Annotated in this window: 9 protein-coding genes; 2 read left to right on the plus strand and 7 right to left on the minus strand. The window is 44.5% G+C overall.

Annotation, left to right across the window (positions count from 1 at the left end):
- Both ATB74_RS12570 and ATB74_RS12575 read right to left on the minus strand, forming a co-directional pair.
- The gene (locus ATB74_RS12570; RefSeq protein ID WP_060982658.1) at nt 1-918 is read right to left on the minus strand and encodes an ABC transporter ATP-binding protein; all 918 of its coding nucleotides are present in this window, start codon (nt 916-918) and stop codon (nt 1-3) included.
- Between the two features lie 309 nt (nt 919-1,227).
- Complete coding sequence (locus tag ATB74_RS12575) at nt 1,228-2,859, minus strand: SulP family inorganic anion transporter (protein WP_179946918.1); 1,632 nt, start codon at nt 2,857-2,859, stop codon at nt 1,228-1,230.
- 286 nt (nt 2,860-3,145) lie between these two features.
- On the opposite strand from ATB74_RS12575, the gene can reads away from it, so the two are divergent.
- A complete protein-coding gene (can, locus tag ATB74_RS12580; RefSeq protein WP_060982660.1) occupies nt 3,146-3,814 on the plus strand; it encodes a carbonate dehydratase in 669 nt (222 codons plus the stop codon).
- A 73-nt stretch (nt 3,815-3,887) separates the two neighbouring features.
- On the opposite strand, the gene hpt is transcribed toward can, so the two are convergent.
- Complete coding sequence (gene hpt, locus ATB74_RS12585) at nt 3,888-4,418, minus strand: hypoxanthine phosphoribosyltransferase (RefSeq protein WP_060982661.1); 531 nt, start codon at nt 4,416-4,418, stop codon at nt 3,888-3,890.
- Between the two features lie 337 nt (nt 4,419-4,755).
- Here hpt and ATB74_RS12590 point away from each other — a divergent pair, with 337 nt between their 5' ends.
- On the plus strand, nt 4,756-5,361 hold the full coding sequence (locus tag ATB74_RS12590; protein WP_019824386.1) for a LuxR/HapR/OpaR family quorum-sensing transcriptional regulator: 606 nt from the start codon (nt 4,756-4,758) through the stop codon (nt 5,359-5,361).
- 317 nt (nt 5,362-5,678) lie between these two features.
- Here ATB74_RS12590 and lpdA read toward each other — a convergent pair whose 3' ends face one another.
- From lpdA to pdhR, 4 genes are all read right to left on the minus strand, one after another.
- Nucleotides 5,679-7,109: a dihydrolipoyl dehydrogenase gene (gene lpdA / locus ATB74_RS12595; protein WP_048659365.1), complete on the minus strand. Its 1,431-nt coding sequence runs from the start codon at nt 7,107-7,109 to the stop codon at nt 5,679-5,681.
- Nucleotides 7,110-7,351: 242 nt separating this feature from the next.
- On the minus strand, nt 7,352-9,256 hold the full coding sequence (aceF, locus tag ATB74_RS12600; protein WP_061018769.1) for a pyruvate dehydrogenase complex dihydrolipoyllysine-residue acetyltransferase: 1,905 nt from the start codon (nt 9,254-9,256) through the stop codon (nt 7,352-7,354).
- Nucleotides 9,257-9,282: 26 nt separating this feature from the next.
- Entirely contained in the window at nt 9,283-11,946 is a 2,664-nt protein-coding gene (aceE, locus tag ATB74_RS12605; RefSeq protein WP_060982663.1) for a pyruvate dehydrogenase (acetyl-transferring), homodimeric type, read from the minus strand.
- A 62-nt stretch (nt 11,947-12,008) separates the two neighbouring features.
- Nucleotides 12,009-12,770, minus strand: coding sequence for a pyruvate dehydrogenase complex transcriptional repressor PdhR (gene pdhR / locus ATB74_RS12610; RefSeq protein WP_029225519.1), 762 nt, complete (start codon nt 12,768-12,770; stop codon nt 12,009-12,011).
- Nucleotides 12,771-13,231: the final 461 nt, after the last annotated feature.

Below are 13,231 nucleotides of genomic sequence, written 5' to 3' on the forward strand. Positions count from 1 at the left end.
TTACTTACTCCCCTCACGGACGATACTCACAAATAACTCTTCTAGACGGTTGGCTTTGTTACGCATAGAAAGGACTTTAACCTGATGCTCGCTCAATTGAGCAAAGATGGTATTCAAACCTAGGTTCTTATCGATTTCGATTTCTAGCGAGCCATTGAGCATGACTTGGCTATTCACACCTTCAAGCTTAGGTTCTGTCGCGCCCTCTTCCAGATCCAGAATAAAGGTCTCAGCACTCAACTTGCCCAGCAGCGCTTTCATGGTTGTGTTCTCAATCAACTCACCGCGATTGATGATGCCAATGTTACGACACAGCATTTCTGCTTCTTCTAGATAGTGCGTGGTCAAGATAATAGTAATGCCCTGCTTCTCATTGATCTCTTTTAGGAATTCCCACATTGAACGACGCAGTTCAATATCGACACCCGCAGTTGGTTCATCAAGGATCAACAAATGAGGTTCATGCATCAATGCACGCGCGATCATCAAACGACGCTTCATACCACCAGACAAGTTACGCGCACGTTCACCACGTTTTTCCCACAAATCGAGTTGAGATAGGTACTTTTTCGCTCGCTCTTTCGCCAATGCTTTTGGCACGCCGTAATAGCCCGCCTGTTGCAACACGATCTGTTCAACAGTTTCGAACGGGTTAAAGTTGAACTCTTGAGGCACAAGGCCTAGGTTCTGCTTCGCCAACTCCAGATCGGTATCAATGTCGTAACCGAACACTTTAACCTTGCCTGACGTTTTATTTACCAGTGAAGAGATAACACCAATTGTGGTTGATTTACCCGCACCATTTGGACCAAGTAGTGCGTAAAAGTCGCCTTTTTCTACTTGTAAACTAACGCCCTTAAGAGCCTCGAAGCCCCCAGCATAAGTTTTTCTTAATTGCTCAATTTCTAATGCATACATAGAGATAGACTGCCATTTGCTATAGATAAGATGTCGACGACCGAGCTTGAGGAGAGAGTAATGCTTAAAACGAGCTAGCAGAAAACTAACCCAAACTTGTTTACTCGGCCATTTTGCAAACAAGTTTATCGTTGATTAACGATGAATACAAATATCGTGTGAGAGTTTCTTTCGAAAACAAATAAGAATATTGGCTAAGTGAAGACCAAATCAGCGTTCAATAAATATAAAAATGCCGCTAAGTTATTCACTTAACGGCACTAATGATCAGTCATGAGTTGAGCGTCTTGTCATCTTATTACTGAATAATTAAACAGCCTCAAATTGATGTTCATCTCTGTCGACATAGCTTGTTGCGGCCGTCAGGGCTTCGTATCTGAAGCGATAGGTGTTGGATTCAGGTACAAGATCAATCACGTGGAACTTCTCTAGTTGCTGACGAGTGTTCTCATTCGGACATAGCAAGTACACCTCACACTGCGCATCCAATGCGTCTTTAATCGCATTCTCTAGCGCAAGGCCAACAGTGACATCAATCATAGGTACATCTGTCAGGTCTAGAATCATCGCTTCATAGTCAGAGATACTTGAGTGCTGGCGTGAAATCGCCTTTGAAACGCTGAATATCATCGGCCCAGAAAGATAGAAGAACAACACTTTACCATTGGCACTATCGAGTAACTGACGTTCGCTATCGGTCAATGGGATATCGTCTTCGTCGTCACCATCACTGATCGCCTTAACTTGTCTGGCTTGCTCTCGGCTCAATCTTTCAATAATCAGAATGTTCGAAATAAACACACCCAGCCCAACCGCAATAATCAAGTCAACGAATACAGTCAGCAGCATCACACCATACATCACGCCCATGCCGGCATAGCTGACCTTGTGCGCGCGCTGGATAAAACTCCAATCAAGAATATTGAAACCAACATACATCGCGATACCAGCCAGCACAGCCATAGGAATCGGCTCTGTTAGACCACCCGCAACCAATACCACTAGTGCAAGCACCAAAGCTCGAATAACACCTGAAAGCGGAGAGCGTGCACCCACCTGAATATTGGTCACGGTACCCATGGTTGCCCCCGCACCTGGCAATGCTCCGAATAGGCCAGAAAGCATATTCGCAATGCCTTGGCCACGAAGTTCTTTGTCTGAGTCATGCTCTTTACGAGTCAGCGAATCTCCGATAACCGCGGTCAGAAGCGTATCAATACAGCCAAGAGTACCCAGTACTAAGGCATCAATAACCATCGTAGTGAATTGTTCAGCGCTGATCGTAGGGATAACGAGAGAAGGCAAACCGGCTGGAATTTCACCAATACGGCGAATAGAGTCGGTATCAAAAATAATGACAGACAAGAGCGTCACTGCAACCAAAGCGACCAGTTGAGCAGGCACATACTTACGATATTTAGCTGGAAAACCGAAAAGAATACCGAGCGTCAATGCCCCTAAAAACAGCTCGCTGATTTTAAGGTTAGCCAGTGTATCTGGAAGCGCAGAAAGCGTGCCCATCACACCACCGGAAGGTGCAGCATGTCCTAATAGAGGGGACAACTGCAGAATAATTAGAATAACGCCGATGCCCGACATAAATCCGGAGATCACGCTATATGGCATCAAAGTAACGTATTTTCCGAGCTTTAATGTACCGAGTAATATCTGAAAAGCACCAGCCATCATTACCACGGTAAAGGTCATTGCCATTCCGGTTTCAGGATACTTGGCCACCATGCTGGTCATTACTGCCGTCATGATCACCGTCATCGGGCCGGTCGGTTCAGAGATCAGGCTGCTCGAGCCACCAAACAATGCCGCAAATAGGCCAACCATGATGGCGCCCCAAAGGCCAGCTTCCGCGCCCGCGCCAGAAGCAACACCAAATGCCAATGCTAAAGGCAACGAGATGATGGCTGTAGTGACACCGCCAAACATATCCCCTTTGAGATTGATATCCGTAAAACGACTTCCAAACAAAACACACCTTCCTGATGATGAAATGACAAACCTTATCACTTTAACAAATGTATCAAGTGTTCAGAAAGTGTTAATTCAATCACATTATTCATGTCTTATAACCGGATCATAGCTTCTACACTAAGTTAATGATTTTAACGACTAGTACACGTCAGATGAGTACTATTTGACACAGTTTTTACGAGATTGAATTTGTAACATTGTGTATAGTTGAGATTCTTAATTAAGGGATGTAAGACGCAAAATGCCAGAGATTAAACAGCTTTTTGAAAACAACTCTAAATGGTCAGAAGAAATTCGCTCTCAACGACCTGAGTATTTTACAACGCTTGAAGAGGGTCAAAGCCCCGGTTTTCTATGGATAGGCTGCTCAGATAGCCGTGTTCCGGCCGAGCGTCTCACTGGTTTGTATTCTGGCGAACTTTTTGTTCACCGAAATGTGGCGAACCAAGTGGTTCATACCGATTTAAACTGCCTCTCAGTTGTGCAGTACGCCGTCGATGTACTCAAAGTTAAACACATTATTGTCTGTGGTCACTATGGCTGTGGTGGTGTTAATGCGGCGATTGATAACCCTAAACTTGGCCTTATCAACAACTGGTTACTACACATCCGTGACAATTACCTAAAATACCGTAAGCAAATCGAGGGGCTTCCTCGTGAGCAATGGGGTGACAAGTTGTGCGAAATTAACGTCGCAGAACAGGTTTATAACCTAGGCAACTCAACCATTATGCAAAATGCATGGGAGCGTGGCCAAGAAGTTGAAATTCACGGTGTGGTTTATGGTATTGGTGATGGCAAGCTGCAAGACCTTGGCGTACGTTGCTCAAGTAACGATACTTTAGAGAACAGTCACTTGGAGGCATTAAACAAGATCTTAACGACGCCTCTTCTTAGTCAACAAAGCTAGCCCTTCCGTAATAAATACAAAAAGCCCGCATCAAGCGGGCTTTTTAATGACTTCTAACCGACAAGCGTAATGATTACTCTTGAGGTACTACCTTACCGATGTATGGTAGGTGACGATATTTCTGAGCGTAATCGATACCAACACCAACCACGAACTCGTCTGGGATTTCAAAACCAATCCACTTTGTATCGACAGTCACTTCACGGCGAGAAGGCTTATCTAGTAGTGTACAAATTTCGATAGACTTAGGACCACGTAGGCTTAGAATCTCTTTCACTTTAGTCAGCGTATTACCTGTATCGATAATATCTTCTACAAGTAGAACGTCTTTACCTTGGATATCATCATCAAGGTCTTTCAAAATACGAACATCACGTGAGCTTTCCATGCCGTTACCGTAGCTAGACGCGGTCATGAAATCAACTTGGTGAGTTAAATCGATAGCACGAGCAAGATCCGCCATAAAGACAAAAGATCCACGTAATAAGCCAACTAAAACTAGATCTTCACTACCTTGGTAGTGCTCCGTGATCTGTTTGCCTAGTTCGTTCACTCGATCCTGAACTTCTTGCTCAGAGATCATGACTTCAACTGTATGCTTCATACTGCTCTCATTCTATTTGGTGATTGCGACGAATGTTGACAGTTTCGTCAGTTGTGTCGCTCAATTTTGTGCGTAAGTCTAGCACTGCTCAAATACCCACACCACCTTATGGTTCGAATTTACTGTCAGATTCTCAACGAAATGTGCGCTGGTGCCTTATCCAATACTCGTCTCCTTTCACATCAATGCTGATCACGCTTTATGTATCAAGTTTGATGTAACTGTCTATAAAACAAGCTGAAAGGATTGACCATTCGCATATGCACCATTACACTCATCTTGGCTTAAATAATAATAAAATCATTAATATAAAAATTTCGTTGGCAAGGAAAACAAAATGGACTCAATATCTAAGAGACCTAGAACTAGGCTTTCACCTTTAAAAAGAAAACTTCAACTGATGGAAATCGCTCTTGAGGTATTCTCTCGCCGCGGTATCGGTCGTGGTGGACACGCTGATATTGCAGACATCGCTCAGGTGTCTGTCGCAACCGTATTTAACTACTTCCCTACTCGTGAAGATCTGGTTGATGAAGTACTAAATCACGTTGTACGCCAATTCTCTAACTTCCTTTCAGACAATATCGATCTGGATATTCACGCAAAACAAAACCTACATAATATTGCGACTGAAATGGTGACGTTAGTGGCTCAAGATAGCCATTGGTTAAACGTATGGTTCGAATGGAGCGCTTCGACTCGTGATGAAGTATGGCCGCTATTCGTAACAACCAACCGCACTAACCAAATGTTAGTGCAAAATATGTTTAGCAAAGCGATTGAACGCGGTGAAGTTTGCGACGATCACGACCCTAAACATCTAGCGAACCTATTCCACGGCATCTGCTACTCGCTATTCATCCAAGCGAAACGTGTAGAAACACCAGAAGAGCTTTCAAGCTTAACGGATAGCTACTTGAACATGCTATGCATTTATAAGTAGATTCGAGTAAAGCTATTGAAAGGGTTGGCGTTTTCGTCAATCCTTTTTTGTTACCGATAGATGGATATTGGTTGAAAAAGATTCCCTACTCCCTCCTTCGTCAATCTAAGGAATGACGTAAATAGTGAGCAGCAACTCTCTCATATTCAAAAATAACCCAATCACAAACTTCAACACCTCATTTCGTCATCCTCAAGAGCGAGGGACGAGAGAGTTGGGGATCTCTTTTAGTAAAATGACTCACTAATAATGACGCATAAAAAAGCCGCTGACGAATCAGCGGCTTTTAAAAACATTAGCGAGTGGCTAAAGGAGAGTTACTTCTTCTTTTTCACTGCTTTCTTGTTTGGAAGGTCAGTGATTGAACCTTCGAATACTTCCGCAGCTAGACCAACAGACTCGTGTAGAGTTGGGTGAGCGTGGATAGTAAGAGCGATATCTTCTGCATCACAACCCATTTCGATTGCTAGGCCGATTTCGCCAAGCAGTTCACCACCGTTAGTACCAACAACAGCACCACCGATTACACGATGAGTCTCTTTATCGAAGATCATCTTAGTCATACCGTCTGCACAGTCAGAAGCGATTGCACGACCAGAAGCAGCCCAAGGGAAAGTCGCAACTTCGTAGTTGATGCCTTCAGCTTTCGCTTCTTTCTCAGTCTTACCTACCCAAGCCACTTCTGGCTCAGTGTACGCAATTGATGGGATTACTTTAGGGTCGAAGTAGTGCTTCTTACCAGAGATAACTTCAGCAGCTACGTGACCTTCATGCACACCTTTGTGAGCAAGCATTGGTTGACCAACAACGTCACCGATCGCATGGATGTGAGGAACGTTAGTACGCATTTGCTTATCAACATTGATGAAGCCACGCTCATCAACTTCGATACCCGCTTTTTCAGCGTCGATAAGTGCACCGTTTGGAACACGACCGATAGCAACAAGAACAGCATCGTAGCGCTCAGCTTCAGCTGGTGCTTTTTTGCCTTCCATTGAAACGTAGATACCATCTTCTTTCGCTTCAACAGCAGTTACTTTAGTTTCAAGCATTAGCTTGAACTTGTTCTTAATGCGCTTAGTGAAAACTTTAACGATGTCTTTATCCGCAGCAGGGATAACTTGATCGAACATCTCTACAACTTCAACTTTAGAACCTAGAGAGTGGTAAACCGTACCCATCTCAAGACCGATGATACCGCCGCCCATGATAAGCAGTTTTTCAGGTACTTCGTTTAGTTCTAGTGCATCCGTAGAATCCCAAATACGTGGGTCTTCATGTGGGATGAAAGGAAGTTTGATTGGGCGAGAGCCCGCAGCAATGATTGCGTTGTCGAAGTTAACCGTAGTTGCTTCGCCTTCACCTTCAACAAGAATGCTGTTAGGACCAGTGAACTTACCGAAACCGTTAACAACAGTTACGTTACGCATCTTAGCCATACCGCCAAGACCGCCAGTTAGTTGATCAACTACTTTTTCTTTCCAGATACGGATCTTGTTGATGTCCGTTTGTGGCTCGCCGAATACAACGCCGTGCTCTGCCATCGCTTTAGCTTCTTCAATTACTTTAGAAACGTGAAGAAGTGCTTTTGATGGAATACAACCAACGTTTAGACATACACCACCAAGAGTGCTGTAACGTTCAACTAGTACTGTTTCTAGACCTAAATCCGCACAACGGAATGCCGCTGAGTAACCAGCAGGACCTGAACCAAGTACAACAACTTGGGCTTTAATTTCTTTGCTCATTGTGACCTCTTGTAGTCATTATCCCTAACAGGCTGAGTAGATGTTCTTAAAATTATTGGGCTTTCAAACAGGAAACATTTTACAGAGATGTTAACAGTGTGAAAGTAGCTTTAAGTTAGCCTGTGAGCTAGACAACAATTCCCTATCAGATTATGAGAAATGCAGGAAACTGTTCTCTAAAAATAGTCTTTATATAAAGAATTAAGGTGACCCGAAAGTCACCTTAATAATTACTTTCTCAATTACAGTACTAGACGACGAATGTCAGATAGTGCGCTGTTTAGGAAAGTAATGAAGCGTGCACCTTCAGCACCATCGATCACACGGTGGTCGTATGATAGAGACAGTGGAAGCTGTAGACGTGGTTGGAACTCTTTACCATTCCAAACTGGCTTAATTTCAGACTTAGATACACCTAGGATACCTACTTCTGGAGCATTTACGATTGGAGTAAATGCTGTACCGCCAATACCACCAAGGCTAGAGATTGTGAAACAACCGCCTTGCATGTCTGCCGCTGTTAGCTTACCAGAACGTGCTTTCTTAGAAACAGCCATTAGCTCTTCAGATAGCTCGTAGATGCCTTTCTTGTTCACGTCTTTGAAGACAGGAACAACTAGACCGTTTGGTGTATCAACAGCGATACCCACGTTTACGTACTTCTTAAGAATGATGCTTTCGCCATCTTCAGAAAGAGAAGAGTTAAACGCTGGGAATGCTTCTAGCGCTTTAGCAACTGCTTTCATGATGAACACAAGTGGAGTGATCTTCATGCCAGTGTCTTTCTTCGCTTCGATTGCGTTCTGTTCTTTACGGAATGCTTCTAGCTCAGTGATGTCTGCATTGTCCCACTGTGTAACGTGAGGGATCATTACCCAGTTACGGTGCAGGTTCGCGCCAGAGATCTTCTTAATCTTAGAAAGCTTCTGAACTTCAGTTTCGCCGAACTTGCTGAAGTCAACTTTTGGCCATGGTAGTAGACCAAGAGCAGAACCGTCGCCGCCTTTGCCAGATGCCGCAGCACCAGACTCTAGACGCTTAAGTGCATCTTTAACGTAAGACTGAACGTCTTCTTTAAGGATACGGCTCTTACGACCAGTACCTTTAACCTTAGAAAGGTTAACGCCAAATTCACGAGCAAGACGACGAACTACTGGAGAAGCGTGCGCGTAGTCACCGTTCTCTTGGAAGTCGCTAGCTGCTGGAGCCGCTGCAGTTGCTTCTGCTTTAGGAGCAGGTGCCGCCGCTGGAGCTGCTGCTTGTGCTGGAGCTGCAACAGGAGCAGGCGCTGCGCCTTCAACTACAAAAGTCATGATTAGAGAGCCAGTTGACACTTTGTCGCCAGCTGCAATCTTGATCTCTTTTACTGTACCAGCGAATGGTGCAGGAACTTCCATTGAAGCTTTGTCGCCTTCAACAGTAATTAGAGATTGCTCTTCTTCTACTGTATCGCCAACCGCTACCATGATTTCAGTAACTTCTACTTCGTCACCACCGATATCAGGAACGTTTACTTCTTTTTCAGCTGATGCTGCTGGAGCCGCTGCAACTGGTGCCGCCGCTGGAGCAGGAGCTGCTGCAACTGGAGCGCCAGAACCCGCTACTTCAAATACCATTACTAGAGAACCAGTAGATACTGAGTCACCAGAAGCGATCTTGATTTCTTTTACTGTACCAGCGAATGGTGCAGGAACTTCCATTGAAGCCTTGTCACCTTCAACAGTAAGAAGAGATTGCTCTTCTTCTACTGCGTCACCGATAGCAACCATGATTTCAGTTACTTCAACTTCATCACCGCCGATGTCAGGAACGTGAACTTCTTTAAGCTCAGCTGCCGCTGCAGGAGCAGCTGCAGGAGCAGCTGCAACTGGTGCAACTGGTGCAGCCGGTGCTGCTGCACCTTCCGCAGGAGAGCCTGCCTCTTCAAAGATCATGATAAGAGAACCAGTAGAAACAGAATCGCCTTCCGCTACTTTGATTTCTTTAACGATACCCGCTTGAGACGCAGGAACTTCCATTGAAGCTTTGTCGCCTTCAACAGTGATCAGTGACTGCTCTTCTTCAACTTTGTCGCCAACGTTTACAAGAATCTCAGTTACTTCAACCTCGTCAGCACCGATGTCTGGTACATTAATTTCGATTGTCATTGTATTTACCTACCTTAATGCCAGTCTTATGCGTATTGCGGGTTAGTTTTTTCAGTGTCGATATCGAATTTAGCAATTGCTTCAACAACTACAGATTTCTCGATGTCACCACGTTTAGCCAGTTCAGTTAGAGCTGCAACTACGATGTAGCCAGCGTTAACTTCGAAGTGACGACGTAGGTTTTCACGGCTGTCAGAGCGACCGAAACCATCAGTACCAAGTACTTTGTAAGACTCAGTTGGCATAAATGCACGCACTTGCTCAGCGTAGTTCTTCATGTAGTCAGTCACTGCGATTGCAGGCTCTTTACCAAGAACAGTTGTGATGTACGGTACTTTCTCTTCAGCTTCTGGGTGAAGCATGTTGTCACGCTCTACCGCTTGGCCGTCACGAGTTAGTTCGTTGAACGATGTTACAGAGAATACGTCAGATGCTACGCCGTACTCTTCGCTTAGAATTACAGCGGCTTTACGCGCTTCATTCATGATAGTACCAGAGCTCATTAGTTGAACTTTGCCCTTAGCACCTGCGTGAGATTCAAGCTTGTAGATACCCTTACGGATGCCTTCTTCAGCGCCTTCTGGCATTGCTGGCATTGCGTAGTTCTCGTTCATTACTGTTAGGTAGTAGTAAACGTTCTCTTGCTCAGGACCGTACATGCGACGGATACCGTCTTGCATGATGACTGCTAGCTCGTAAGCAAACGTTGGGTCGTAAGAGATACAGTTCGGGATAGTGTTCGCTTGGATGTGCGAGTGACCATCTTCGTGCTGTAGACCTTCACCGTTCAGTGTAGTACGACCTGCAGTAGCACCTAATAGGAAGCCACGAGCTTGTTGGTCGCCTGCTAGCCATGCCATGTCACCAATACGTTGGAAACCGAACATTGAGTAGTAGATGTAGAACGGGATCATCGGTAGGTCGTTTGTGCTGTATGAAGTTGCAGCAGCAACCCATGAAGCCATAGAACCTAGTTCGTTGATACCTTCTTGAAGAACTTGACCAGACGTTGCTTCTTTGTAGTAAGAAACGATGCCTTTATCTTCAGGTGTGTATTCTTGACCGTGTGGGTTGTAGATACCAACCTGACGGAACAGACCTTCCATACCGAACGTACGAGCTTCATCACAGATGATAGGAACGATGTTCTTACCAATGTTCTTATCTTTAAGAAGGATGTTTAGCGTACGTACATAAGCCATAGTTGTTGAGATATCACGCTTCTGTTCACCTAGTAGAGGTGCGAATGCGTCTAGCTCAGGAACTTTGAATTCTTGAGTGAATTTAGGCAGACGTGCTGGCGTGTAACCTTGTAGAGCTTTACGACGAGCATGTAGGTATTCGTACTCAGCAGAACCTTCTTCCAGTTTCAGGTAAGGAAGCTCAGACACTTTTTCATCAGAAAGAATGTCTTGTAGGCCTAGACGATCACGTAGGTATTGTACGTGAGTCATGTCCATCTTCTTAACACCGTGAGCGATGTTTTTACCTTCTGCAGCTTCACCCATACCGTAACCTTTAACTGTTTTAGCTAGGATTACTGTTGGTTTACCACCTGTCTCTTTTGCATTGTTAAATGCAGCGAACAGTTTAGAAGAATCGTGACCACCACGCTTCAGTTCGAAGATTTGGTCATCAGTCATATCTGCAACTAGTGCAGCTGTTTCTGGGTACTTACCAAAGAAGTGCTCACGTACGTATGCGCCATCTTTAGATTTGAATGTCTGGTAGTCACCATCGATAGTTTCGTTCATTAGTTGAAGAAGCTTACCAGTAGTGTCTTTAGCTAGTAGAGAATCCCAGTTGCTACCCCAGATAACTTTAACAACGTTCCAACCTGCACCTTTGAATAGGCCTTCAAGTTCTTGAATGATGCTACCGTTACCCATTACAGGGCCATCTAGACGCTGTAGGTTACAGTTAATTAGGAAACATAGGTTGTCTAGCTTCTCACGCGCAGCGAAAGAGATAGCACCACGTGATTCTGGCTCATCCATCTCACCGTCACCTAGGAACGCGTATACACGTTGCGCTGAAGTATCTTTCAGGCCACGGCCGTCAAGGTACTTAAGGAAGCGCGCTTGGTAGATCGCAGAGATCGGACCAAGACCCATAGATACTGTCGGGAACTGCCAGAATTCAGGCATCAGTTTAGGGTGCGGGTAAGAAGGGATACCTTTACCATCAACTTCTTGACGGAAGTTATCTAGCTGCTCTTCAGTTAGACGACCTTCAAGGAATGCACGAGAGTAGATACCTGGAGAGATGTGACCTTGGTAGTAAACTAGATCGCCACCATCTGTCTCGTTTGGAGCACGGAAGAAGTGGTTGAAACATACTTCGTAGAACGCTGCTGCTGACTGGTAAGAAGCCATGTGACCACCAAGGTCTAGGTCTTTCTTAGAAGCACGCAATACGATCATGATTGCGTTCCAGCGAATAATCGAACGAATACGACGCTCAAGAGTTACGTCACCAGGGTAAGCTGGCTCTTGTGCTGCTGGAATTGTGTTGATGTAGTTTGTGTTGATGCCTGTAGCCATATCAACACCATCTAAACGCGCTTTATCTAGAACTTGTTCTAGTAAAAACTGTGCACGTTCTACACCTTCTTCACGTACTACTGACTCAAGAGCTTCTAACCAATCTTGAGTTTCCAGAGCATCAACGTCATGCTTCATGTCAGACATGGCGATCTATCCTTTTTGTTAGTTGGATTCTACTAAACACGTAAAAAGCCGAAGTATTACGGCTATTTACCCTGTTGAATTCGACGTAAAGAACGTTCGCGGCGCGATTCTTCTTTGGTCAAATCCAGCAATGTTTCTTCGATGTAAGCTAAATGAGAGTGTGACATTTCACGCGCCTGTTCTGGCTGTCCTGAAACGATCGCATCTACAATGTTAGCTCGATGTATACTCACTTTCTCCACAACGTCTTTACGACGATGCAACAGCTTTAAATTTTCTAAGACGTTTTGTTCGAGTAACGGAGCCAAGCTACGAACAATGTGCAATAACACCACATTGTGCGCTGCCTCTGTTAAAGCAATAAGAAAAGCCATCACCGCTGCAGATTCGGCTTCAATATCACCTTTATCTTGCGCACCGCGAATTTTTTCTTGGCATGCTTGAATACGAGCAAAGTCTTCATCAGTCCCACGCAATGCCGCGAAGTAAGCCGAAATCCCTTCCATCGCGTGACGCGATTCCAACAAGTCTAGTTGGGTTTCAGAATGGGAGGACAACAAATTAAGCAAAGGATCTGAAAAGCTTTTCCAGATATTTTCGCTAACAAACGTCCCCCCACCTTGACGGCGAGTAAGCAAGCGTTTTGCTTCTAAACGTTGTATCGCTTCTCGGATTGAAGGACGAGACACATCGAACTGTTTCGCCAGTTCGCGCTCAGGCGGCAGCTGCTGCCCAGGAGCCAGTGTTCCTTCCACTATCAACCTTTCCAACTCTTGTTCGATAACATCGGAGAGTTTTGGCTGACGAATCCTTTGATAAGCCATAGTTTGTTGTTCTTCTTTTTCTTCGCTGACAATTGGTAATACCAATTTTAAGTTGGGCAGAAATTAACATAATTAAAACGCCACTGTCCAGTGTAAAATTGACCTGCATCATAGAACGCAGGGTGAATTAACCGTGGCTTAACAAATGAAATTTAAAACAGCAACCAAATTGGTCTTACCATTTACAGGGCTAATACTTTTGGGGAGGTTTCGTGCTAGAAAATTTCAGGATAAAAATGAATTGTTTCAGAAAGATTAGTGTCACTTGTTTAAAAATCAAACCAAACGCACATTTAGGATGGAAATCCTGTTCATAACCTTTAATAAATGAGCGTTTGATAAGCTCGTCACACTCTTGGTTTATTGCTGCTCTTCCCTCCACCACTTTCTTTACATAGCAACAACAAAAATTCACAAGTTATTATGCTAGGCGTTGACTACTCAGCCCCCTACGGCAAATA

This window comes from Vibrio splendidus (assembly GCF_001557875.1).
GTDB lineage: Bacteria > Pseudomonadota > Gammaproteobacteria > Enterobacterales > Vibrionaceae > Vibrio > Vibrio splendidus_F.